The 24788-nt window shown below is 63.0% G+C and carries 19 protein-coding genes, 1 tRNA gene and 2 pseudogenes; 8 read left to right on the forward strand and 14 right to left on the reverse strand.

What is annotated here, in order from left to right; all coding sequences use genetic code 11:
* From edd to PIGHUM_RS23065, 10 genes are all read right to left on the reverse strand, one after another.
* The coding region (gene edd / locus PIGHUM_RS23020) for a phosphogluconate dehydratase (RefSeq protein WP_124082033.1) at positions 1 to 1714 on the reverse strand (1714 nt) is incomplete at its 3' end.
* A gap of 45 nt (positions 1715 to 1759) precedes the next feature.
* Positions 1760 to 3001, reverse strand: coding sequence for an MFS transporter (locus PIGHUM_RS23025; protein WP_124082034.1), 1242 nt, complete (start codon positions 2999 to 3001; stop codon positions 1760 to 1762).
* Positions 2985 to 3815 carry a pyrroline-5-carboxylate reductase gene (gene proC, locus PIGHUM_RS23030; RefSeq protein WP_124082035.1) on the reverse strand — a complete coding sequence of 277 codons (831 nt, stop codon included), beginning with the start codon at positions 3813 to 3815 and terminating at the stop codon, positions 2985 to 2987. The genes PIGHUM_RS23025 and proC overlap by 17 nt, the downstream gene beginning before the upstream one ends.
* A 13-nt stretch (positions 3816 to 3828) precedes the next feature.
* Positions 3829 to 4527: a YggS family pyridoxal phosphate-dependent enzyme gene (locus PIGHUM_RS23035; RefSeq protein WP_124082036.1), complete on the reverse strand. Its 699-nt coding sequence runs from the start codon at positions 4525 to 4527 to the stop codon at positions 3829 to 3831.
* A 71-nt stretch (positions 4528 to 4598) separates the two neighbouring features.
* Positions 4599 to 5483: a 4-hydroxybenzoate octaprenyltransferase gene (gene ubiA, locus PIGHUM_RS23040; protein ID WP_124082037.1), complete on the reverse strand. Its 885-nt coding sequence runs from the start codon at positions 5481 to 5483 to the stop codon at positions 4599 to 4601.
* Between the two features lie 49 nt (positions 5484 to 5532).
* Entirely contained in the window at positions 5533 to 7167 is a 1635-nt protein-coding gene (locus tag PIGHUM_RS23045; RefSeq protein ID WP_124082038.1) for an AMP-binding protein, read from the reverse strand.
* A 208-nt stretch (positions 7168 to 7375) separates the two neighbouring features.
* On the reverse strand, positions 7376 to 7912 hold the full coding sequence (locus tag PIGHUM_RS23050) for a Dps family protein (RefSeq protein WP_124082039.1): 537 nt from the start codon (positions 7910 to 7912) through the stop codon (positions 7376 to 7378).
* 106 nt (positions 7913 to 8018) lie between these two features.
* Complete coding sequence (locus PIGHUM_RS23055; protein ID WP_124082040.1) at positions 8019 to 8963, reverse strand: LysR substrate-binding domain-containing protein; 945 nt, start codon at positions 8961 to 8963, stop codon at positions 8019 to 8021.
* A gap of 163 nt (positions 8964 to 9126) precedes the next feature.
* Positions 9127 to 11187 (reverse strand): ATP-dependent DNA helicase RecG, encoded by a 2061-nt coding sequence (gene recG / locus PIGHUM_RS23060; protein WP_124082041.1) that lies wholly within the window; start codon positions 11185 to 11187, stop codon positions 9127 to 9129.
* A gap of 28 nt (positions 11188 to 11215) precedes the next feature.
* A complete protein-coding gene (locus PIGHUM_RS23065) occupies positions 11216 to 11605 on the reverse strand; it encodes a Rid family detoxifying hydrolase (RefSeq protein ID WP_124082042.1) in 390 nt (129 codons plus the stop codon).
* A gap of 196 nt (positions 11606 to 11801) precedes the next feature.
* Here PIGHUM_RS23065 and PIGHUM_RS23070 point away from each other — a divergent pair, with 196 nt between their 5' ends.
* Positions 11802 to 13772, forward strand: coding sequence for an APC family permease (locus PIGHUM_RS23070; protein ID WP_124082043.1), 1971 nt, complete (start codon positions 11802 to 11804; stop codon positions 13770 to 13772).
* 62 nt (positions 13773 to 13834) lie between these two features.
* Positions 13835 to 14323, forward strand: a complete 489-nt coding sequence (locus tag PIGHUM_RS23075; protein WP_124082044.1) for an SRPBCC family protein — start codon at positions 13835 to 13837, stop codon at positions 14321 to 14323.
* A 1-nt stretch (position 14324) separates the two neighbouring features.
* Here the strand turns inward: PIGHUM_RS23075 and PIGHUM_RS23080 are convergent, their stop codons facing one another.
* The gene (locus tag PIGHUM_RS23080) at positions 14325 to 15101 is read right to left on the reverse strand and encodes a ferredoxin--NADP reductase (RefSeq protein WP_124082045.1); all 777 of its coding nucleotides are present in this window, start codon (positions 15099 to 15101) and stop codon (positions 14325 to 14327) included.
* 278 nt (positions 15102 to 15379) lie between these two features.
* On the opposite strand from PIGHUM_RS23080, the gene PIGHUM_RS23085 reads away from it, so the two are divergent.
* The 6 genes and pseudogenes from PIGHUM_RS23085 to PIGHUM_RS24470 all read left to right on the forward strand — a co-directional run bounded on the left by PIGHUM_RS23085 (position 15380) and on the right by PIGHUM_RS24470 (position 21158).
* Positions 15380 to 15455: transfer RNA gene (locus PIGHUM_RS23085), tRNA-Ala, on the forward strand.
* A 109-nt stretch (positions 15456 to 15564) separates the two neighbouring features.
* A pseudogene (locus tag PIGHUM_RS24390) lies at positions 15565 to 15738 on the forward strand (DUF6538 domain-containing protein); the annotation flags it as partial.
* A 114-nt stretch (positions 15739 to 15852) separates the two neighbouring features.
* The gene (locus PIGHUM_RS23090; RefSeq protein ID WP_160142399.1) at positions 15853 to 16872 is read left to right on the forward strand and encodes a site-specific integrase; all 1020 of its coding nucleotides are present in this window, start codon (positions 15853 to 15855) and stop codon (positions 16870 to 16872) included.
* A gap of 13 nt (positions 16873 to 16885) precedes the next feature.
* Positions 16886 to 17683 carry a DUF6387 family protein gene (locus PIGHUM_RS23095; RefSeq protein WP_124082047.1) on the forward strand — a complete coding sequence of 266 codons (798 nt, stop codon included), beginning with the start codon at positions 16886 to 16888 and terminating at the stop codon, positions 17681 to 17683.
* Positions 17684 to 17796: 113 nt separating this feature from the next.
* Positions 17797 to 18147 (forward strand): helix-turn-helix domain-containing protein, encoded by a 351-nt coding sequence (locus tag PIGHUM_RS23100; protein ID WP_124082048.1) that lies wholly within the window; start codon positions 17797 to 17799, stop codon positions 18145 to 18147.
* A complete protein-coding gene (locus PIGHUM_RS24470; protein WP_124082049.1) occupies positions 18144 to 21158 on the forward strand; it encodes a DUF927 domain-containing protein in 3015 nt (1004 codons plus the stop codon). The genes PIGHUM_RS23100 and PIGHUM_RS24470 overlap by 4 nt, the downstream gene beginning before the upstream one ends.
* 4 nt (positions 21159 to 21162) lie before the next feature.
* On the opposite strand, the pseudogene PIGHUM_RS23110 reads toward PIGHUM_RS24470, so the two are convergent.
* The 3 genes and pseudogenes from PIGHUM_RS23110 to PIGHUM_RS23120 all read right to left on the reverse strand — a co-directional run.
* A pseudogene (locus PIGHUM_RS23110) lies at positions 21163 to 22114 on the reverse strand (transposase); the annotation flags it as partial.
* 454 nt (positions 22115 to 22568) lie between these two features.
* Positions 22569 to 23177 (reverse strand): DUF445 domain-containing protein, encoded by a 609-nt coding sequence (locus tag PIGHUM_RS23115; protein WP_160142400.1) that lies wholly within the window; start codon positions 23175 to 23177, stop codon positions 22569 to 22571.
* A 289-nt stretch (positions 23178 to 23466) separates the two neighbouring features.
* On the reverse strand, positions 23467 to 24732 hold the full coding sequence (locus PIGHUM_RS23120; protein ID WP_124082051.1) for a RelA/SpoT domain-containing protein: 1266 nt from the start codon (positions 24730 to 24732) through the stop codon (positions 23467 to 23469).
* Positions 24733 to 24788: the final 56 nt, after the last annotated feature.

Raw genomic sequence — 24788 nt, forward strand, 5'->3', positions numbered from 1 at the left:
GGTCGGGGAGTTCGGCGGGGGGGCGGGTGTCGAGGTTGGTGAGGATGTCCAGCGTGCCGCTTTCGGCGTCCAGCCTGACGAGGTCGCCGGTGCGCACCTTGCCGATGGCGCCGCCGTGCAGGGCTTCGGGCGTGACGTGGATGGCGGCGGGGACTTTGCCGGAGGCGCCGGACATGCGTCCGTCGGTGACCAGGGCGACGCGGTAGCCGCGGCTTTGCAGAACGCCGAGGGCGGGCGTGAGTTTGTGCAGTTCGGGCATGCCGTTGGCGGCGGGGCCTTGCCAGGGCACGACGGCGACGAAGTCGCGGTCCAGTTCGCCGCGCTGGAAGGCCGCCAGCACGTCCTCCTGGTCGGCAAAGACGATGGCGGGCGCTTCGATGCGGTAATGCGCCGGGTCGACGGCGGATATCTTGATGATGGAACGCCCGAGATTGCCCGCCAGCACGCGCAGGCCGCCGTTCGGCGAAAAAGGCTGCGCGGCCGGCCGGACGATGCTTGCATCGCCGCCTGTCGCCGAGCCGTCGCGCCAGGCGAGCCTGCCGTCCTGCAGCCAGGGTTCGCGGCAATAGTCGGACATCCCCCTTCCCACCACGGTATTCACGTCGTCGTGCAATAGCCCGGCACCCAGCAGCTCACGTATGACGAACTGGAGCCCGCCGGCGGCCTGGAAGCCGTTCACGTCGGCCTTGCCATTGGGATAGACGCGGGCCAGCAGCGGCACGATTTCCGACAATGCGTGGAAGTCGTCCCAGTTCAGCTCGATACAGGCGGCGCGCGCCATCGCGACCAGGTGCAGGGTGTGGTTGGTCGAGCCGCCGGTGGCCATCAGCCCGACCATGCCGTTGACGAACGCCTTCTCGTCGAGCACCTCGCCGATCGGCATGTAGCGGCCGCCGCCGTGCCAGAGCGAGACGACGTGGCGGGCCGCTTCGCGGGTGAGCGCTTCGCGCAGCGGGGTTCCGGGATTGACGAAGGATGCGCCGGGCAGGTGCAGGCCCATGAATTCCATCAGCATCTGGTTGGAATTGGCGGTGCCGTAGAAGGTGCAGGTGCCGGGACCGTGGTAGGCGCGGCTCTCGGCTTCCAGCAACTGGTCGCGCCCGACCTTGCCTTCGGCGTAGAGCTGGCGGATGTGCGCTTTCTCGTCGTTGCCGACCCCGGTGGTCATGGGCCCAGCCGGCACGAACAAAGCGGGCAGGTGCCCGAAGGACAGCGCCCCCATGACCAGGCCCGGCACGATCTTGTCGCACACGCCCAGGTATAGCGCGGCATCGAACATCTGGTGCGACAGCGCGACCGCCGTCGCCATCGCGATCACGTCGCGCGAGAACAGCGAGAGCTCCATGCCCGCCTGCCCCTGGGTCACGCCGTCGCACATGGCGGGCACGCCGCCGGCGAACTGCGCCGTGGCGCCGGCCTCCAGCGCGGCCTCCTTGATCCAGGCGGGATAGGCGCCCAGCGGCTGATGGGCGGAAAGCATGTCGTTGTAGGCCGACACGATGGCCACGTTGGGCCGCTCCATCTGCTTGAGCAGCAGCTTGGGGCGATCCGGCATGGCCGCCATGCCGTGCGCCAGGTTGGTACAGGCCAGATGGCTGCGCTCCACCTTGGCGCCGGCACGCGCGCGCATTTCGTCCAGCCAGCGCCGGCGGCTGTCGCCGCCACGCGCGATGATGCGGTCGGTAACCTGCTCGAGCACAGGATGCAAAGCCATGCGGGTCTCCTCCAGGCCAGCGCCCCGGACCCGCCGGTGCCCTGGCTATCCTTCCAGCGACTTCAATTTGCGCAACTGTGGAAACAATACCATCCACAGCAGCGCGATAGCGATCGTGCCCGCCCCGCCGATCAGGACGGCGGGCACCACGCCGAACAGCGCCGCGGTCACGCCCGATTCGAACTCGCCCAACTGGTTCGAGGTGCCGATGAACAAAGAGTTCACCGCGCTGACCCGGCCCAGCATCTCGGGCGGCGTCTGCAATTGCACGAGCGTGAAGCGGATCACCACGCTGATGACGTCCGAGGCGCCCAGCACGAACAGGGCCGCCATCGACACGAGCAGATGGGTGGACAGGCCGAACACGACGGTGGCCAGGCCGAATACGACCAGCGACGCGAACAATGCCCTGCCGACGTGGTGCCTGATCGGGAAATGCGCCAGCACCACCGACATCGTCAGGGCGCCGACGGCGGGCGAAGTGCGCAGCAGGCCCAGGCCCCATGGGCCGGTCTCCAGGATGTCGCGCGCATAGATGGGCAGCAGCGCCGTGGCGCCGCCCAGCAGCACCGCGAACAGGTCCAGCGACAGCGTCCCCAGGATGATCGGCCGGCTGCGGATGAACGACAAGCCCGAGAACATCGTCTTCAAGGTAGCGGGTTCGCGCGTGGACACGACGCGCTCGGCGCGTATCAGGGCCACCAGCACGCCGCCGACCGAGAAGAACACACAGGCCACCACATAGGCCGTCATGGAACCGAACCCATACAGCAGGCCGCCCAGCGCCGGCCCGAGGATCTGCGCGGTCTGGGTGGCCGAGGTGGTCCAGGCCGCGGCCTGCGGAATCAGTTCGCGCGGCACCACGCCCTGCACCAGCGCCGCCATGGTCGGCGACTCGAAGGCGCGCCCCGCGCCGCCTATCGCGACCAGCGCCAGGATGAGTTCGCGGGTGAGCCAGCCCTGATAGGTGCCCAGGGCGAGCGCGCCCGCGGCGAGCGCTTCGACGATCATGCAGATGCTGGCGATGGCGCGCCGATCGTAGCGGTCCGCCACCTGTCCCACCACGAAGGTGAGCAGCACCATGGGAATGAACTGCGCAAGCCCCACCAGGCCGAGATCGAAGGCGCTGCCGGTGATCTCGTAGACCTGCCATCCCACGGCCACCGACAGCATCTGGAACGACAGGGTCGACATGACCCGGCCAAACCAGAACAGGATGAAAGGCGGATGGCGCGCGACCGAGACTACCGGGGCCTGGCCCGTCGTGGCGTCACTTGCTGAACTCATCGCCCATCTCTTGCGCCCGGTGGGCCGCCGCTTGCATCGCCCGCGCCACGATCCGGCGGAAATCGGCCTGGGCCATCACGTCCAGCGCCGCGGCGGTGGTGCCGCCTTTGGAGGTCACGCGTTCGCGCAGCAGCGCGGGCGGCTCGGCGGACGCCGCGGCCATGCTCGCGGCGCCCGTGAACGTGGCCAGCGCCAGCGCGCGCGACTGCTCGGCGCTCAGGCCGACCGCCTGGCCGCCTTCGATCAAGGCCTCAAGGAACAGGAAGACGTAGGCCGGACCGCTGCCAGACAGCGCCGTCACGCCGTCCAGGTCGGACTCCCGGTCCACCCATACGGTTTGCCCCACCGCCTTGAGTACCGCGTCGGCCAGTTCACGGTCCTGCCTGCCGACACCGTCCAGCGCGGCCAGGCCGGTGACGCCCTGGCCGATCAGCGCCGGCGTATTGGGCATGCAGCGCACCACGCGCGGCCAGGCGGCCGACTCCGCTCCCAGCCAGCCGGCCAGGTCGGCGGCGCGGATGCCGGCGGCGATGCTGATGACCAGGCTGTCCCGCAGCCAGGGCTGCGCCGCGGCCGCGACGCTCTTCATGATCTGGGGCTTGACCGCGAGCACCCAGATATTGCAGCGCGACAACTGCTCGTCGGGCGCCGCCGCGACCGTGGCGCCCCGCCCCGCCCACGCCTTGCGGGTGTCTTCGACCGGATCGATGACATGGATGTTGCCGATCGGGCAGAACTTGCCGGCCAGGCCGGATATCAGCGCGGCGGCCATGTTGCCGCCGCCGATGAACGCAATCGAAAGTTCAGGATTCATGATGGTTCCGGACTCAGGACGAATAATCGCGGGCGCCGAAGATGGCAGTGCCCACGCGTACGATGGACGCACCGGCCGCAATCGCCGCCTCCAGGTCGTCCGACATGCCCATGGACAAGGTGTCCAGGCCCAGCCCTTCTTCGTTCAGGCCGTGCAGCAGGCCGGCCAGGCGGTCGAAGACTTCCCGCTGGCTGGCGGGATCGCGCTGCGGGGCGGGAATGCACATCAGCCCGCGCAGCGCGATGCGCGGCAGCTCACGCACCGCCAGCGCCAGTTCGCGCAAATGCGCCGGCGCCACGCCGCTCTTGGTGGGTTGGCCGTCGATGTTGACCTGCAGGCACACTTGCAGATCGGGCGCCTGCTGCGGACGCAGGTCCGACAGGCGCTGGGCGATCTTGAGGCGGTCCACGCTATGGACCCAGTCGAAATGCTCGGCCACGTGGCGGGCCTTGTTGCTCTGCAAGGGACCGATGAAATGCCATGCCGTGTCGGCGCGCAAGTCCTGCAATTGCTCCAGCTTCCCGACTGCTTCCTGGACGTAGCTCTCGCCGAAGGCGCGCTGCCCGGCGGCGTAGGCCTGCCGGACGGCCGCCGCGGGAAAGGTCTTGGAGACCGCCAGCAGCTCGACTTCGTCCGCGCCGCGGCCGCATGCGCCGCAGGCGAGCTCGATACGATGGCGGACTGACCGGAGTTGGTCGGCGATGGGCGGCATGGCGGGGACGGGGCAAAGGCAGGATTATATGCGGCGCGGCCGGGCTTCCGCGCGCCGCCCGCGGCGCAATCTCACCCCAGCACGGTGGTCTGCGCGAAGATGCCGGCGAAGACGGCGAAACCGAACCAGGTGTTGTGCAGGAAGGCGCGGAAACACGCCGCGCGGTCGCGCCCGCGTATCCACCACAGGTGGCGCGCCGCGACGCCGGCGGCGGCCAGCAGGCCGGCGGCGAAAGGCCAGCCGTAGCCCAGCCTCGCGCCCGCCACGGCCAGCAGCGCCAGCGTCGCCAGGTAGCACAGGCCGACGGCCAGGACGTCCCAGCGGCCGAAGGTGATGGCCGAAGTCTTCAGGCCCAGCTTGAGGTCGTCGGGCCGATCGACCATCGCGTATTCGGTATCGTAGGCAACCGCCCAGGCGATATTGGCCGCCAGCATGATCCAGCCTTCCAGCGGCACGGTCTCGAGCACGGCCGCATAGGCCATGGGGATGCCGAAGCCGAACGCGATGCCGAGGTAGGCCTGCGGAATGGCGAAGAAGCGCTTGAACTTGGGATAGCTCACGGCCAGGAACACGGCGACCACCGACAGCGCCCAGACCAGGCGGTTCATGGGCAGGATCAGCAGCAGCGAGACCAGCGCCAGCGCGGCGGCCACGCTCAGGGCCTCACGGGCCGAAATCAGTCCCGAAGTCAGTACGCGTTCGCGCGTGCGCTCGACGTACTTGTCCACGTCGCGGTCGAAATAATCGTTGACCGCGCAGCCGGCCGAACGCATCAGCACCGTGCCTGCCACGAAGGCGAAGACGAAATACCAGGACGGCCGGCCCTCGCTGGCCGCCCACAGGGCCCAGAGCGTGGGCCAGACCAGCAGCAGGCTGCCGATGGGCTTGTCGATCCGCACCAGGCGGGCGTAAAGCGACAGGCGCTGGGAAATCGTCAGGGGCAGGGAACGGTTCATGCCCCGTATGGTACCAAGCACGCCGCCGGACGCGGCGGCCGCCCTGCCCTTACATCGACCGCAGCGCGAAGCGCTTGAGCTTGCCGGTCTCGGTGCGCGGCAGCGCCTCGACGAAGCGGATGACGCGCGGATACTTGTACGGCGCGATCGTGCGCTTCACGTGATCCTGCAGGGTCTTGGCCATGGCGTCTCCGGCCTGCGCGCCCGGGCGCAGCACCACGTAGGCCGCCACGACCTCGCCCCGCTCTTCGTCGGCCATGCCGACCACGCCGCATTCGGCCACCGCCTCGTGCTGCAGCAGCGCGCTTTCGACCTCCGGCCCGGCGATGTTGTAGCCGGCCGAAATGATCATGTCATCGGTGCGCGCCTGATAGTAGAGATAGCCGTCGTCGTCCATCAGGAAGGAATCGCCCGTCAGGTTCCAGCCCTGCCGGACGGCCCTGGCCTGCCGTTCGTCGGCCAGGTACTTGCACCCGGTGGGCCCCTTGACCGCCAGCCGGCCCACGGTGCCCGCCGGCAGCGGCCGCATGCCCTCGTCCACGATGCGCACTTCGTAGCCCGGCACGGGCTTGCCGATGGCGCCGCGCCGGACCTGGCCGCCGGCGCTGGAGATGAAGATGTGGATCATCTCGGTACTGCCTATGCCGTCGGTCATTTCCACGCCGCTGGCCGCCTTCCAGCTCTGGCGCGTGGCATCGGGCAGGGCCTCGCCGGCCGATACCGTATGGCGCAGGCTCGACAAATCGTAGCCGGACGCCAGCGCCGCCATCTGCCGGTAGAACGTGGGAGCGGTGAACACCACGGTCGCCCTGGCCGCCTGGATGGTCTCCAGCAGCGTGGCCGGCGTCAGCTTCTCGGCCAGCACGGTCGAGGCGCCGGCGCGCAGCGGGAAGCACAGCATGCCCCCCAGCCCGAACGTGAACGCCAGCGGCGGCGTCCCGCAGAAGATGTCGTCGGGCCCGGCCTGCAGGAGCGAACGCGGGAACAGGTCGCACATGGCCAGCACGTCGCGGTGGAAATGCATGCAGCCCTTGGGGCTGCCCGTAGTGCCGCTGGTAAAGGCGATCAGGCAGACGTCGTCGGCCGCCGTATCGCAGGCGGGAAAGCCGCCGGACTTGCGGGCCGCCAGGCTTTCGACGGAATCCGGACCATCGTCGTTGAAGTACCGGACCTGCTTCAGGGTGGGGCTGTGCAGCGGCCCGGCCCGCATGCAGGTTTCGAGTTCGTCGCGCAGGCGCACGTCGCACAGCGCCGCGGCGACCTCGGCCTTGTCCAGGATGGGCTTGAGCTCCACCGCGCGCAGCAAGGGCATGGTGGGTACGGCCACCAGCCCCGCCTTGATCGTGGCCAGCAATGCCACCGCCATGGCGGGATTGTTCGGCCCGCGCAGCAGCACGCGGTTGCCCGGCACCAGTCCCATCTCCTCGACCAGGACCCGCGCGGTGCGGTCGACCCGTTCCTGCAGCTCGCGATAAGTGATCGACGCCAGTTGTCCGTCGGAGAGGGTACGGATGGCCGGACGGTCGCCCCACCCTGCCGCGATCGCGCCGTCCACCAGCTCGGCCGCGCTGTTCAGGCGCACAGGATAGGCCAGCGCGGGGTGGTCGAGCAGGAAATCCGGCCATTCCTGCGGTGGCGGAAGATGGTCACGGGTAAACGTGTCGCGGTGTCCCGAGCGTTCCATGTCACTACTCCGGCAGTGCGCGCGCTCCGGGGAGCGGCGATAGATCGGCTGAATTGCTTTAACCTAAAATTTTTAAACCTCAAGTAATTTTGCAGCAGATAAGGCGCTGGGGAAATAGAAAAATCCCTGTATCGCACGGCAGGCGGTACAGGGATTTCCCGAAGTTCGATGCGCCGGCCCCTGCAAGAGCCGGCAAGCTTCGCGGGATTTACTGCAGGATGCTGCGCAGCATCCAGGCGGTCTTCTCATGGAATTCCAGGCGCTGGGTCAGCAGGTCGGCGGTCGGCTCGTCGCTGGCGGCGTCGGCCATTTTCAGCACATTGCGCGCGGTCTTGGCCACGGCTTCGTGGCCGGCCACCAGCAGGCGCACCATTTCCATCGCCTCGGGCACTTCGGCCGGCTCGGCGATGGTGCTGAGCTTGCCGAATTCGCGGTAGGTGCCGGGCGCGACATGGCCCAGGGCGCGGATGCGCTCGGCCACGTCGTCGATGGACGTCCACAGGTCGGTGTACTGGGTCATGAACATGTTGTGCAGGGTGTTGAACATCGGCCCCGTCACGTTCCAGTGAAAATTGTGCGTCATCAGGTACAGCGTATAGGTATCGGCCAGCAGCTTGGACAAGCCTCCCGCCACGGCTGCGCGATCCTTGTCCGAGATACCGATGTCGATGCGCAGCACGCCCGCTGCGGACCGGGCGGTCTCTGCACTTGCGGCGCTCTTCTTCGGGCTTGCTTTTTTAACCATGGCTAACTCCCTTTATCAAAGTCGGTACGACATCACGGAACACGATATCGAGCATACTAGATGGCGCCCGATCGCGGAATGACAAGTCCCCGGGCCGGCCCTCGGCTCAAGCATCCTGCTCTTGCGGATCCAGCATCGTCACGCCATTGAGCCTGCAGGCACGGATGGCGGTGATCAGGGTATCGATCGCCGCCGTGCGCGGGAAGCTCTTGCGCCAGGCCAGCACCACGCGCCGATCGGGCACGGGCTCTTCGAAGGGAACGTAGCGCAGCAAATCGCGCTCGTCCGGCACGGCCGGCACCGACGACGTGGGCAGCACGGTAATGCCTATGCCCGAGGCCACCATGTGGCGAATGGTTTCCAGTGACGAGCCTTCGAAGGTGCGCTGGATCCCTTCGTTGGTCGCGGAAAAACGCGACAGCTCGGGACACACCTCCAGCACCTGGTCGCGAAAGCAATGGCCGGTGCCCAGCAGCAGCATGGTCTCGCTCTTGAGCTCCTCGGCATCGACGCGTTCGCGGCTAGCCAGCGGATGGCCCTTGGGCACGGCGACGATGAAGGGCTCGTCGTACAGCGGCTGGATCGCCAGCCCCGCGTCGGGAATCGGCAAGGCCATGACGGCGCAGTCGATCTCGCCCTGGCGCAGCAGTTCTAGCAGCCGGACGGTGAAGTACTCCTGCAGCAGCAGCGGCATCTGCGGCGCGATCTCGATCAGCTTGGGCACGAGCTGCGGCAGCAGATAAGGTCCGATGGTATAGATCACGCCCACGCGCAGCGCGCCCGACAGGGGATCATGCCCCTGTTTGGCGATCTCCTTCAGGTTCGCGCTTTCTTCCAGCACCTTCTGCGCCTGCGCCACGATGCGCTCGCCGATGGGCGTCACCCCGACCTCGGTGCCGCCGCGCTCGAACAAGGTCACGCCCAGCTCGTCCTCGAGCTTGCGTATCGCGACCGACAGCGTCGGCTGGCTTACGAAACAGGCCTCGGCCGCCCGGCCGAAATGCCGCTCGCGCGCCACCGCCACGATATATTTCAACTCGGTGAGGGTCATGACAAGTCTCTCTCGAAGTCTTCAGTCGTCCATGGCGCTACACGCCACCCGCAGTGCATGAAAGTACGCCGCCCACCCCAGGAAACTGCGGATCCGGCTCCGCCGGTCCGCCGGTTTCGCCCCCTGAGGGGCGCGCGCGTAAGCGCGTAGGGGGGTCTTCATCTCAGGCTTTCAGGAAATCTTCTCTTCCGCGCATCCATCTCGATAAATGGGCGGACACGACATCCGGGGCTTCGGCCTGCAACTGCGCCGCGGCCTCGTGCGCCTGCTCGGCGATCTCGAGATCGTTCTCCAGGTCGGCAAAACGCATCAGCGCCAGCCCCGACTGGCGCACCCCCAGGAACTCGCCGGGGCCGCGCAGCTCCAGGTCGCGCCGGGCGATCTCGAAACCGTCGGTGGTCTCGTGCATGGTCCGCAGCCGGGCCTTGGCCACCTGCGACAGCGGCCCCTGGTACAGCAGCACGCACACGGACTCGGCCGCGCCCCGGCCCACCCGGCCGCGCAACTGGTGCAACTGGGCCAGGCCGAAGCGCTCGGCATGCTCGATGACCATCAGCGACGCATTGGGCACGTCCACGCCGACTTCGATCACCGTGGTGGCGACCAGCAGATCCACCTCGCCGTCCTTGAAAGCCTGCATCACCGCGGCCTTCTCGGCCGTGGGCAGCCGGCCGTGCACCAGGCCCACCCGCAACTCGGGCAGCGCATGCCGCAGCGCTTCGTACGTATCGACCGCCGTCTGCAGCTCCAGCGTCTCGCTCTCTTCCACCAGGGGACAGACCCAATACACCTGGCGCCCTGCCCGCGCCGCTTCGCGTATGCGCGCCACCACCTCGTCGCGGCGCGCATCGGACAGCAGCTTGGTGATCACCGGCACCCGCCCCGGCGGCAGTTCGTCGATCACGGACACGTCGAGGTCGGCGAAGAAAGTCATCGCCAGCGTGCGCGGAATCGGCGTGGCCGACATCATCAACTGGTGCGGGAAGATCTCGTCCTCGCCGCCCTTGTTGCGCAGCGCCAGCCGCTGGCCCACGCCGAAGCGGTGCTGCTCGTCGACGATGGACAGGCCCAGGCGCGCGAACTGCACGTGCTGCTGGATCAGCGCCTGCGTGCCCACGGCCAGCCGGGCCTCGCCGCTTTCGATCAGCGCGGCGGCCTCGCGCCGCGCCTTGGCGGCCAGGCTGCCGGTCAGCCACGCCACCGTGACGCCCAGCGGCTCCAGCCATCCCACCAGTTTGCGGAAATGCTGCTCGGCCAGGATCTCGGTAGGCGCCATCAGCGCCGCCTGGAAACCGTTGTCGATGGCTTGCGCCGCGGCCAGCGCCGCCACCACCGTCTTGCCGCTGCCGACGTCGCCCTGCAGCAGGCGCTGCATGGGGTGAGGCCGCGCCAGATCGGCGGCGATTTCCTCGCGCACGCGCTGCTGCGCGCCGGTCAGCGCGAACGGCAGCGTTGCCAGCAGGCGCGCCACCAGCCCGTCCGGCGCGGTCGAACGCGCCAGCGGCGGCGCGCGCTTGTCCAGCCGCGCCGCGCGCGCGCGCGCCAGCGACAGCTGCTGGGCCAGCAATTCGTCGAACTTGATGCGCAGCCAGGCCGGGTGCGCGCGGTCCACCAGCGACTCGGTGGCGACCTCGGGCGGCGGCGCGTGCAACAGCCGCACCGACTCGCCGAACGGCATCAGGCCGTAACGCTGCAGCAGCGGCTGGGGCAAGGTATCGGCCAGATCGGCGGTCTTGAGCGCCGCGGCGATGGCCTTGCGCAGCGTGGCCTGCGGCAGCCCCTCGGTGGTGGGGTAGACCGGCGTCAGGCGGTCGGGCAGCGGGGCGTCGTCCCCGGCGACGGTGGTGCGCGGATGCACCATCTCCATACCGAAGAAACCGCCGCGGGCTTCGCCGCGCGCACGGATGCGGCGCCCCACCGCCAACTGCTTCTGCTGGCTGGGATAGAAATTGAGGTAGCGCAGCCCCAGTTCGCCCGTTTCGTCCCGGATCGCCGCCACCAGTTGGCGGCGCGGCCGGTAAGCGACCTCGCAGCGCGTCACCTCCCCTTCGACCTGCGCCCACATGCCGGGGATCAGGCGGCCGATCGGCGTCACCTGCGTCTCGTCCTCGTAGCGCAGGGGCAGGTGGAGGACGAAATCGTCCGCCGCGACCAGTCCCAGCTTGCGCATCTTGCGCTGCTGCGGGGTCAGCGCGGCGTCTTCCCGGGCGGGAGAGCGGTCCATGCGGAACCTGCGCGATCGGCGATGGGGATCAGATCACCAGCACCGCCTCGACCTCGAATTCCGCGCCCTTGGGCAGCGCCGCCACGCCCACGGTCGAACGCGCCGGGAAGGGCTGGGGAATGATCTGGGCCATGATCTCGTTGGCCGTGCCGAACTTGGAGAGATCGGTCAGGAACAAGGTCAGCTTGACGACCTGATCCAGCGTGCCGCCCGCCTGGCGCACCACCGCTTCCATATTGGCGAAGGCCTGGCGCACCTGGGCCTCGAAGCTCGCGGTGACCAGTTCGCCCGTGGCCGGCGCGAGTCCGATCTGGCCCGACAGATAGACGGTCTTGCCCGAGGCCGGCACGGCGACGGCCTGGGAATACGGGCCGACGGCGGCCGGGGCGGCGTCGGTATGGATGATCTGCTTGCTCATGCTTGCCTCTGGAATCTGGGTAGGGATGCTTGCGGCTTCCTATGCATAAAGCTATCAGAAATTCGATTGCAATAGGGCACCCATTGGACCTCGGGTAACAAATTCCCTATTACCAGAATGGATTTTCACCCCTGTTGCAGCGCAAAAGCGTACGCTGCCGCCGCACTGCAAAACAAAGAGCAGGAACACCCTTTGTATGAAAGCATCATCGTGGCGCGAGCGTCTGCTGGGCAAGGCTCGCGATCCTTTTTCGCCGGATACGCGGCACTCCATCGCGCTGGCCGCCTTCCTGGCCTGGGTGGGACTGGGCGCGGACGGCCTCTCGTCCTCCGCCTACGGCCCTGAAGAAGCTTTCCGGGCGCTCGGCTCGCATACCCACCTGGCGCTGTTCCTGGCGATCGCCACGGCCGTCACGGTATTCGTGGTGGCGCTGGCCTACAACCAGGTCATCGAACTCTTCCCCACGGGCGGCGGCGGCTACCGCGTCTCGACCGCGCTGCTCGGCCCCACCGCCGGCCTGGTCTCCGGTTCGGCGCTGATCGTCGACTACGTGCTGACCATCGCCATCTCGGTGGCCAGCGGCACCGACGCGCTGTTCTCGCTGCTGCCGGCCGATTGGCAGGCCTTCAAGCTGTGGACCGCCTGCGCCATGGTGCTGCTGCTGATCTGGCTGAACCTGCGCGGCGCCAAGGAAAGCATCCGCGTGCTGCTGCCCATCTTCGTCGGCTTCCTGGTCACGCATGCGCTGCTGATAGGCTGGGGCATCTTCGCCCACGCCGAGGGCCTGCCGCTGCTGATCCCGGACACGCTGCGCGAAGTCCGCGAATTCTCGCAAGAGGCAGGCTGGTTCTTCGTGCTGGCCGTGTTCCTGAAAGCCTACTCCCTGGGCGGCGGAACCTATACCGGAATCGAGGCCGTCTCCAACAACGTCGACCGGCTGGCCGAGCCCGTGGTCCATACCGGCAAGGCCACCATGATGCTGATGGCCATCAGCCTGGCCTTCACCGCCGGCGGCATCATCCTGCTCTACCTGCTGTGGAACGCCGCCCCCGTCGAAGGCCAGACGCTGAACGCGGTGGTCTTCGGCAACGTACTGCGGGAAATGGGCTTCGACGGCGGCAGCCTGTTCGCCTCGCTGACCCTGGTGCTCGCCTTCGAGGCCGGACTGCTGTTCGTGGCCGCCAATACCGGCTTCCTGGGCGGCCCCTCGGTGCTGTCCAACATGGCGTCCGACTCCTGGGTGCCGCACCGCTTCCGCTACCTGTCCAACCGGCTGGTGACCGAGAACGGCGTCCTGCTGATGGGCCTGGCCGCCTTCGCCATCATGCTGCTGACCGGCGGCGACGTCTCGGTGCTGGTGGTGCTCTACTCGATCAACGTGTTCCTGACCTTCTCGCTGTCGCTGGCCGGGCTGTCGCGCTACTGGATACGCAACCGCAAGAAGCCGCTGCACAAGGGCCACTGGCGCCGGCGGCTGGCGCTGTCGCTGACCGGCCTGGCCATCACCAGCTCCATCCTGGTCATTACCATCGTCGAGAAATTCTTCGAAGGCGGATGGGCCACGCTGCTCATCACCAGCGTGCTGATCGGCGCCTGCCTGTGGGTGCGCGCGCATTACCGCGAAGTGCGCCGGCGCATCGCGCTGATCGACGAAATCTTCGCCGACCAGGCCTTCGGCTCGGACTGCTCGCCGCCGGCGCTCGACCCCTACTCCCCCACCGCGGCCTTCGTGGTGGGCTCCAGCCGCGGCGGCGGCCTGCACGCGCTTCTGTGGGTGCAGCGCATGTTTCCCGACCACTTCAAGAACTTCATCTTCATCAATGCCCGCACCGTGGACGCCCAGGTCTATGGCGGCGCGGAAGCCATGGAGGCCATGAAGCTGCAGGCCACCACTTCGCTCAAGTTCTTCGAACGCTTCTGCAACAGCTACGGCATGGCCGCCACCAGCCGCCTGGCCTTCGGCACCGATGCCGTCCAGACGCTGGAAAAACAGATCACCGAACTGCTGCAGGAATATCCGAACACCATCGTGTTCGCCAGCAAGCTGGTGTTCAAGCACGAGAACTTCATCACCCGCCTGCTGCACAACCAGGCGATCACTTCGCTGCAGCGGCGCATGCACGTCAACGGACAGCAGTTGATGGTGCTGCCCATGCTGATCGACTAGCGCCGCGCAGGGCGGCCGGGGCAGGCGCGGTATGCTTATGCAAACCGTCCTGCCTGCCCCTCATGCTCAGATTCGAACACCTCATCCAGATCAACGATCCGCTCATGCCCCTGCTGACGCCCTTGACGCGGGAGCAGATCTGGCGCGGCCTCTACATACGCGCCCACCAGCCGACGGAGTTCGTCATGGGCCTGGAAAGCTGCACGATCGAGAACGAGACGGTCGGCCCGGAGCAGACCGTGTTGACCCGCGTGCTGGACTTCGGCCCGTTCCAGGTCCACGACCAGGTCACCCTGACGCCGATGGACGGCGTCCGGATCGTGGCTGCGGCCACCGAGCTGTGGCCGCGCAGCACGGCGGCCGTAAACATCGAAGAGCCCGAGGAAGGCAGCCTGTTCCTGCGCTTCACCTACGAACTGGAGCTGAAGGAAGGCCACAGCGAACTCGACGAAACTGCCGTCGAGCTACGCAAGCAGGCCTACATCGCCGCCGACATGGACACCGTGCAGCGCATACGCGAACTGGCGGAAAGCGGGCGGCTGCCGCACTAGCTCACTTTTCCACGAAGGCCCGTTCGACCACGTAGTCGCCCGGCTGGCCCGTTCCCTCGGACACCTTGAACCCCAGGCCGTCCAAGATGGCGCTGATGTCGCTCAGCATGTGCGGGCTGCCGCACAGCATGGCGCGGTCGGTCTCGGGATTGACCGGCGGCAGGCCGACGTCGGCCGCCAGCTTGCCGCTGGTCAGCAGATCGGTGATGCGGCCCTGGTTGCGGAACGGTTCGCGCGTGACCGTCGGGTAGTAGATCAGCTTGTCGCGCACCATCTCGCCGAAATACTCGTTGTCCGGCAGCTCGCTGCCGATGTAGTCGGCATAAGCCAGCTCGCTCAACCAGCGCACGCCGTGCACCAGCACCACTTTCTCGAAGCGCTCGTAGACGTCCGGGTCCTTGATGATGCTCATGAACGGCGCCAGGCCGGTGCCGGTGCCGAACAGGTACAGGTTGCGGCCGGGAAGCAGGTCGTCGACCACCAGCGTGCCTACGGGCTTGCGGCTGACCAGGATGGAGTCGCCGACCTTCAGGTGCTGCAGGCGCGACGTGAGCGGACCATTGGGCACCTTGATGCTGAGGAACTCGAGGTGCTCTTCGTAGTTGGCGCTGGCGATGCTGTAGGCGCGCATCAGCGGCTTGCCCTCGACCTCCAGGCCGATCATGACGAAGTGCCCATTGTGGAACCGCAGAGCGGGATCGCGCGTCGTCCGAAAACTGAAAAGCGTATCGTTCCAGTGGTGAACGCTGGTGACGCGTTCGGTATTGAAAGCGGCCATGGGCTGTAGGATCCCGTGTAGATAGTCCCGGGGAGTTTACCAAACGATGCCGCGGGAAAGCTGCGTAAACCCTTGTTTTCAAGAGGTTTGGCGGCAAAAAGAGCGGAAAAGGCCGGGCGTTATGAAGGCTTGTTTTAAGCATATTTCCTCAGGCAGGAACGCTTGCCGGATCAAGCTGGTAAACCGCTAAGTCCTACCTGCGGCGCTGCTCGGCCGCGGCAATTTTCGAACACCCATGCGAATTTTTTTGAAATCCGGTATAGTTGCGGTCTGCACGTGGGGCGGTAGCTCAGCTGGGAGAGCGTCGCGTTCGCAATGCGAAGGTCGGGAGTTCGATCCTCCTCCGCTCCACCAATATGCAGCGTCAGCAAGTGGTTGATTTTCAAGGCTTTTTTATTGGCCGCCCCTAGCTGACCAGCGAAACTGCTACATGATCGTGCTACATGTTGGAAGACATGCAGCCATGTGTACGCACCTCCAAAGACGCGGCAACCGTTACTACCTTCGCCGTGTCATCCCCATCGATCTAGTGCCTGCCTACGGGCGTCGTGAATTCACCCGAGCCCTCGGCACGAGCGACTACACCGAAGCCCGGGTGCGCTGTCGGCGACTGGGCGCTCAACTCGACGAAGAATTTGAAGCCATTCGTGCCGGGAAGCCCATGGAGCATCCACGGCCTCCGGCCAGTTCCTCGCCTATCGTCATTCCGCCGACGAGCGCACAGCCTCTTCCAGCAGCCCCGCAGCCCGCTATGGACGGAATCTCCCTAACGAAGCTGGCCAAAAAGTGGGAAGCCGAGCGCAGGCCTTCAGGACGCTCCGTAGCGGCCATGGGCAGAGTCATCGCCCGCTTTGAAGCCATGGTGGGTAAGATCTCTGCCCCCGGCATCACCAAGGCTCATGGCGTCCAGTTCAAAGACAAGCTGCTGGAGTCCGGCCAGACTGCCGTGAACACGAACAAGCAATTCGACGTGTTCAACGCCCTGCTGAATTACGGCGTGGGCAACGGGGATCTGGACATGAACCCGATACGAGGCATTCGGGTCGCAGTCAAGCGCAAGGCCAAAGACGCCCGGCACCCGTTCGACCTACCCGCCCTCCAAGCCATTTTCAGCAGCTCCGTATACAGCGACAAAAAAGGGGTGCCCGAGCACATCGGCTTCGAGGCGGCCTACTGGATCCCCCTTCTGGGCCTGTTCTACGGCGCACGCCGTGAAGAGCTATGCCAGCTTCGGCCAGAGGACGTGTACGAGGAAGTCTACCGAGGCGCCAACGACAAGGATGCTCGCTGCTGGGTGCTGCGGATCACGGACGGCGGCGACGATCAGGGCGTAAAGAACGCGAACAGCGTTCGGCGGGTACCGCTGCATTCAGCGCTGCTGGAGCTTGGCTTCGTCGAGTTCGCCAAGGCGCAACGAGGCAAGGCCCGGCTATTCTGGCGGCTCAAACCCGACGAGCACGGCGATGAGGGCGCTGCATTCGGAAAGTGGTTCAGCAAGCACTTACGCCAAGAGTGCGGCGTGGCGAACAGGAAAATGGTATTCCACAGTTTCCGCCATTCGTTCAAGGACTACTGCCGGGAGGCGGAAATTTTGGAGGAGGTATCGGATGCATTATCGGGGCACAGCAACGGCAAAGAGTCGCGTCGATACGGCGGTGTGAGCTATCCGCTACGACCTTTGGTAGAAGCGATGCAAAAATACAAAGTTCCGGGACTGCGCCTTCCAAGTCATGAAAAACGTGACCTGAAGCCAAATCGACCAACTAGCTGATCGCAGAAAAACTATGCCACGCCATTCAAGAGATAACCAACTTTCCCTCGCAGACTTCTCTTGGCTTAACCTTGCGAATTACGCACTATTAAATAGCGCCTCTATATCGCAATGGGCACAAATCGCACATGACCGAGTTGAGCTGCGTCGATTTGTCGCTTTAGGTGCAGAGCACGGCAAAGGAACCCAAGAGTTTCAATACGCTGAGCAACTCGTTGAAAAAGTAAAGGCCACCCCTTTACAGCCGCTCGGCTTTAGCAAACGGCGAATTCAACGACATCAGTCTGAACAACCACACATTAGCTTATTAACGGAGGACCGAGCAACACTCCTTCAACAGCTTTGCGAAGAAAGCCGATGCTGCGCACAGAATACACGTGGAATTATTGACATCACCCTACGTCAGGGGCCCTGGGGAGGGTTATGGCAACGGTACGCTCATTTAAGTATTGACCTAAACGCATCTGATATCCAGCTTGAAAAAGATTTTCGAACTTGGCTAAAAAAATGGCGAATCAGCGAGAAACTTAAAAAGAACAATCAACTCAAGGGCAATGCGCTGGGGAAAAAAACTGCCGGATGGGCAAGACACCTTCTGATCCCTTTCGTCGACATGGAAGCCTTTGCAAACCTGCACCAAAAATTCATACCCAGAAATGTTTTTCAAGAGCTATTGGGATTTCATCGTCCTTATAAGAAGTGGGAACCATTATCCGATACCCAGCTTGATGATTTGCGCAAAGACGCGAAAATAATTTTTACCGGTCCAGGCGTAGATATACTGTTGAATTCAATCATATCTGACGAGTAAATTAAACGGGGGAAAAATATGAGCCAAAACTCCCCGTGGAATATGACGGACTTTGCATCTGAAAATGCAGGTGTGGCCAAAAATTGCCACCAACCTCTTTTTTAGGAATTTGCATGAAATTTAGTATCGTCAACAATCTTTCGGGATCCAGCAAGCAGGCATACCGAATCGCAGGATGGCAGGCGACTGACTACGAATTGGCCATCATCCGAACCAAACAGAAACACAAGCATGTGAGGCGCTTCCAAGGAGCCGGCAACCTCGGCGTAAGTCCGAGTTCGCTGGCGACGTGGGCTTGCCGCCAGACTCATCCCATCCCCTACGTCAAGATCGGCAGGGCGGTGAGGTATCGCAAGGCTGACCTCGACGATTTTCTGGAGCGTAACCTCCACCAAGTCGAAGCTGCGTCGATGGCGACCTCCGCCAGCGTGTTTGCTTATGCGCAAGGCAAGGGGGCCGTATGAGCGAAATCAATTTTTCCGACGATGACATGAACGAACCTGTCGAGTTCGAACCGGCGGCGAGCCCCTCCGGACTGCGGCCGGGCAGCGTCGAGTACGAACAAGCCATCAAGCAGAGCGACTTGGAATATGAGCGGTGGTTTACCCGTGACGAGGCCCGTCGTAACGACCCGAAGAAGTTGAACCATCGAGCGGTGGCCGAGGCCCGCTGGGTGCTGCTTTGGCTCGGCGTCTCGGGGAGTGGTGCAGGCGGGTATTTCGAGGGAATCCTGCCCCCGACTGCCGGTTTCGGGCGTATGGCCATGCTGCTCGAACTGCTTGATGGAGGCTGGGAAACGAATCAGGGGAACCCGCGTGGCCGCCATATGATTTCCCTGGTTGCCCACGTGCGCCAACTCCCCCTGCTAGAGGCGGCTCGACAGCTGAAGAAATTCCTTGCAGCGCTGGATGTCGGCGAGGACCTGGAGCGTGTTTCGGATATTGGGCTTGATGACGCTGCTGTCGAGTCCGTCGTTTACCCCCTTCCTGCCGATGCCCCGCCGATACCAGCGGTCTTCGGTTGGCTGGGCGCACCTTCCACCATCTACGAGTACCGCAACGGAGGCGGACAACTGACCGGGTATGTGCTGCGGTTCGAAGATTTTTCTTTGGGGGGCGGGCGAAGCGGGCTGGGACGACCGAGGCTCATTCCGCTGACACTGTGGACCAAGGCAGACGGCTCGTGGGCGTGGCGAACCAGGTTTAGCCCCGAGGCGTTAGGTCTATATGGCGCCGACATTCTCGCCATGAATTCGGAAGCCCGGATACTCATCGTTCCAGACGAGCGGTCTGCGGACCTTCTGAACTTCGGAGGTCTTGCCAACCGGTCAGGGTTCGTAGCCGTTGGCGTGCGCCAGGCGGCTTCAGAGGGAATCGATTGGCAGCGCCTAAGCGCACAGCAAACGGCGGATGTCCTCGCCCCGCTAGGGACCGACGGAGATGCGTACTTTGAACAGATGGCGGCCTGCCTATGGGCTCGAAATCCTGCCATTCAGGTATTTCGTTCCAACGTCAAGATTCTCTCGACGCCGGGAAAAACATCTTATGGTTCTGTGCCATCGGGAGAGAGGTGGCTATTTAGCGACTACGCCAACTGGAGTAGTGAGGCAAGATATGAGATCGAGTTAATGCTGTCACCGCCGGTGACGCCGGGTCGGCCTATTGAAATCCGATGCCCCGACTACGGCCCGCCTACGGAACACTTTACCGCCGAAGAACTTGGACTTGGCAGTCAGAAGCCGAACGATTTCGCCCATGACGACTTTTTCGTCAATAGCCAAGGGGTGTTCGTACGGCGGAACATCAAGGGTGAATTGATCGAGGTATGGATTTCGTCCCGTATCGACGTCATTGCCCTGGCTCGGAGTGCCGAGAGCGAGGAATGGGGTTCCCTGATCCGGTTCCAGGATCGGGATGGCGTATGGCACCAGTGGTGCATTCCGTGGAATCTGCTTGGAGGAGACCCGTCCGGTTTCTGCAAAACGTTGATGGGCATGGGCGCTATCGTATCGGCCCAAAAGCGTGATCGCGACGACTTGGCGCGTTACTTGATGTCCGTCGAACCGGGGTCCCGATGCCTCGCAGTGTCGAAGCCGGGCTGGCATGACAACAGATTCGTCCTGCCTGACGGTACGGGTGCGGGAGTAGGGAATGGCGAGACGATAGCATTGCAGATGTCGGACCCCCTGCTTGGTGGTTTCGTAAAAGCTCGTGGCACCCTCGCCGATTGGCAGCGTGAAGTCGCGGCGAAGTGCCGGGGGAATTCTCGGCTACAGATTGCCATGAGCGTAGCGTTCACCGGCCCGGTCTTGCACTGGCTCGGTGAGGAAAGCGGCGGTTTTCATTTTCGGGGCAACAGCTCGATCGGTAAGACGACGATTCTGCTGGTTGCAAGCAGTGTGTGGGGCAGGCCAACCAAGTTCATCCGACCTTGGCGGGCGACTGCCAATGGTCTTGAGGCGGTTGCCGTGCAACATCACGACATGCTGCTGGTCTTGGACGAAATGAGCCAGATCAGCCCGCACGAGGTCGGGCAAGCCGTATACATGCTATCGAACTCGCAGGGAAAATCCCGAGCCACTCAAACAGGCGCCGCTCGGGCCGCGTCGGACTGGCGCTTGATGTTCTTGTCGTCGGGCGAGATCGGATTGAGGGCGCACATCGAAAGTGGTGGCGAGCGCCCCATGGCTGGCCAGGAAACCCGGGTCGTGGACATTGAGGCGGACGCGGGAGGTGGACACGGCATCTACGAGGCCCTTCATGGAGCCAGCAATGGCGCCGAGTTCTCGTTGATGCTGAAGGATGCGGCAGAGCGGTTTCACGGCATTGCCGGTCGTACCTGGGCGGGGGTTCTCGCTGATCCTGATCGGCGGGCAAGGATACTGGATTCCATCAAGGCTCACACCGACGAATTTGTGCGCAACAACACCCCGCACGGGGCGGATGGTCAAGTACAGCGGGTTGCCCGACGCTTTGGGCTGATTGCAGCCGTAGGCGAGGTGTGCCAGCAAGTCGGGATCCTTCCATGGGACGAAGGTGAAGCAACACGGGCTGCTCGGATCGGCTTCACCGACTGGTTGAACCGTCGAGGCGGCTCTGGCAGCCTAGAGTCCGATCAGATTCTCGAGCAGGTGCGGCGCTTTTTCGAATTGCACGGAGAAGCCAGGTTCACGCCCATGGGGCACCCCGGCATAGGCGGTGGCGAAGAGTGCGTGGACGACAATCATCGCATGACGCTCCAACGTGCCGGCTTCCGGCAGATGAACGACGACGGCCAGACAGACTATTACGTGCTGCCCGAGGCGTTCAAGCGGGATGTGTGCAGTGGCCGAGAATTGCGCCAAGTGATCACGGCGCTGCGGAACGCCGGGCACCTCGTGATAGCCAACGACGGTAAAGCTCAGGTCGCCAAGCGGTTGCCGGGAATGGGCGTGTGCAAGGTCTACCACATCCGTTCCACGATTTTTGGAGGCTAGCAGAGAGCAGCTTGGCGGCCGCCTCGTCGCTGGGGAAGTGGTCCCGCGTTTTGACCGCCCGGCGCAACTGCGCATTGATGCTCTCGATAGCGTTGGTGGTGTAAATCACCCTGCGGATGGCTGGCGGGAACATAAAGAATGGGATCACTCGGTCCCAGGCCGGCGCCAGGCGTCCACGATCGGCGAGTAGCGTTGCCTCCACGGCCCCTGTTCGAACTCTGCCGGCCGCCAGAGCGGCCTCCATGGTAGGCGCGGTGTAAATGGGCTTGAGCGCCGCCGCCACCGTGTGCCGATCCTTCCAACTGGCGTAGTCCCCCAGAACTCGGCGCCCTCGGTCTGTTCGATCCACAGGCCCAGGATGTCCCGGGTGCCGTCCGGCAGCGCTCCCAGCGCCAGGTAGTTGGCCTTGTCGCTGACTCTTGACCCGCAGCGCATCGAAGAACAGGACCGGGTACAGCGCCTCCAGCGGACGGCTCTGCCAGGCGATCGTCTCGGCCATGACCTCGTCGGTGGCTGAGCTGATGAAGTCCGGCGAGACCACGGTGCCGTAGCTCTTGGCCAGGAACGCCTGGATCTCGCGCACGCACGTGCCCCGGGCATACACGGCGATGATCCGCTCGTCGAACCCCGTGAAGCGTCGCTCGTGCTTGGGAATCAGGATCGGATCGAAGCTGCCGTCCCGGTCTCGGGGAATGTCCACCCGCAAAGGGCAGTCGTCGGTGAGCACCGTCTTGCGGCTCTTGCCATTGCGCTGGTCGCAGCCTCGGGGCGCTCCTGCCCCGGGCATAGTGATGCCCAAGCTCGGCGCCCAGGGCTCGCTCGATCAGCGCCTTCTTGAACGCCATCGACAGGTCCTGCACCGCCTCGGCGGTCATCGGGCCTTTAACGAATTGATCGACCAAGTCCGCCGAGATCGACGGCAGCTCTGGCACGGGAAGTTTCTTCTTTGCGGCCATACATGTGGCCCACGACCGGTATGTTCGGCCTCACTCACAAAATTTATGACACTCCCAGCGCCGGTGCATATGTATGTAACCCCGCTGGCTTCGGGGTAACGCTCCGGGTAACACGTGGACTTCGTCGAAAGCCTTGCCATTGCGGGACTTTTCGGGGGTGTTACCCCTGTTACCCCCGTAACCCTACCCAGCAAGGGCAAGCCGTCAGCAGCCGGAATGGAAGGCAAGGGTTTCAGAAATCCGCTTGGATTTTCCTGCAATCGTGGGGAGCCCTCCCTAGACCAGAGGCCTTTCTTTTTCTGGGTTACACAGGTTACAGGGTTACAAAGCAAGAAAAGTCTAGGCGCTGTAGGGAACTATCGGCCCCTCGGCCTGTAACCCCCAGCGGCCTCGGCCAGGTTACGGGGTAACGCGAAAAGGGCGTCCGTGGGGGCGTTCAATAGCCATAACAGCCTTAGTGGGCCGCCACCATAACCGTGACTGCATGGATCAACAAACCCATCAGCCCACCGACGAAGGTGCCGTTGAGGCGGATGTATTGCAGGTCGGGGCCGATATTCAGCTCAAGCTTCTCGACGATTTCGTGGTCCTTCCACTCCCGCATCTTGCTGGAGATGAAGGCACCGATCTTGGGACGCACCGATTCCAAGGCAGTCGGGACGGTCTCCACGATATAGCCGTCGATGCTCTCCCTCAGCGGCTCGTTCTTCAGCAACTCCTGCCCCAGTTCGATCACTAATTCGGTGACCTTGGCACGAATACTGGACGCATCGCTGCTCAGGTCGGCTTTCAGCCAAGCGTGCACGTCCTGCCAAAGGCCATCCACGTAGCTGGCAAGTTCCCGATTTTCAGCGAACTCCTGCTGGTAGTGTTCGATTTTGCTCCGCAACCCCGGATCGCTTTGCAATTGTCCGATCAAGCCCTCCACCGCCTGGTGGAACCTGGACCGCAACGGATGTTGTGGATCCGTGTCGATTTCGGTGACCAGCTCCCCCGACCAAGCAAAAAACGGGCTAGTCAGACAGAAATGCCATCCGTCACGCTTACTGTCGAAGAAAGTCAACTGGTGCGCAGGTTGCGCTCTCTTCCTGAGGCACGTCGTCGACTGGTTCTTGAACTGGTTGAACAGTTCGTGCTAGATGAGGAAGTATGGATACCCAAAGCGCACTCAAACCGCTAATTATTGCTGGGGCCAATTTCTCAGCCTGCCCGACAGATTAGATTAAGTAAGGCGGTGAGCCCCGTTATCTACCTGCATTAATTAACTGTGTTAGTAAGTATCGTAGCTCTTTGATTCGCAGAAAAGTGAGCACTGGATGTAAACTTAGCTTAGCGCGAGAGAGAATAATAATTTACAAGTAAGACTCAATTTCACTTTTTACTCGTAAATTCAAAGATATTCCAGCATTGCTGTGTATTAGGTTTTTTTCCACAAGAGCATCTAGAGACAAATCGAAAGTTAATACACTTCGGCAATAATGGTTCTTAAGCGTTTCCCGTGAGACGGTTTTTCCTCCCCAAAAATGCTTCCTGTAGAGGACAAGTAGAATTTGCCTGGCCCCTACATCAAGATCAATTTTTCGTCTAAAACCTACGATAGAGGTATCTAGAGACTCGAGTATGGTCTCGTAAGCCTCAATCCCAAAGTAATGGCTATGCGTTTCTCGAACAGTTGCCACCTCTGACGAACCGATTAGAACTACTTCAAAGCCTTCGTTGGGAGGAAATGCCCGTTCGGTTTGAATGTATGAGGCTACAGCCTCGTCAGGACTGCGGCCCACGATATCCCAACTAACGAATTGCCCCGTATTCCAGTCAAACACTATGATCCAGTTATTCAGACCGTACCCACCTCGGCTCTCCTTCTCTGTAAGAGTACGAATAACCCCTTCGTTGATGAAACTATCGAGAATTTTTCCTAGAGGTGATGCTTCAATAATTTTTTCGCAAGTTGTACGCAGCGCGTCGATTTCAAGCCGATGATCCGGGCTTGCTGTTCTTCCGGCCTCTATTTCGTAAAACGCATCCGAAAGCAACTGGAAATAGCGCAGGACAGCAGGATCCCCCTCTTCTTCTTTCAGGTGATATCCATAGATCACAGAGGTGCGTTCGATGCTTTCAGCCCAATAATGCTGAATTCGACTTCGGATTTGTAGTTCAAGGGAAACTCCGTCCCGAGATAAAATCAGGTGAAGAGCCCTATACCCTGTCGTATCACGTCCTTTCTCTCGATAGTCTGTCTCTCTCTCAATTTTAAAGCCCTTCTGACAACCGAGTTGACCTTCCAGGTAACGATAGAGTCGGTCTACGTCAGCATTCGTCGGAACAATAATTCGTAGTCCACCAATATCTTGAAGCTGGCTCAAGCGTACTTTGAGTCTCTTTAGTTTTCGAATAATTTGAGGTTTTCGCTTTAGGCGCTGCGCTATATAGTATGGACGTCTATAGCCATTGAGCCAGCCCTGAATTTCTAGGGTCGTTTCTGACAAAGGTTGAAGATGATTCTTTCGATACTCATCAAAGACATCTTCAAGTTCAATATACTCGTCATCACTGCGATATATGCTACGAGCTATTGCGTTCCCGGCACGGTCAATTCTAGATTTAGACATTTGCATAGGTTCTATGCCTTTCTTTAGTACTGAGGAGGCTGGAATTTAGCGACGATGGCAAC

Source organism: Pigmentiphaga humi, assembly GCF_900606115.1.
Lineage (GTDB): Bacteria > Pseudomonadota > Gammaproteobacteria > Burkholderiales > Burkholderiaceae_B > Pigmentiphaga > Pigmentiphaga humi.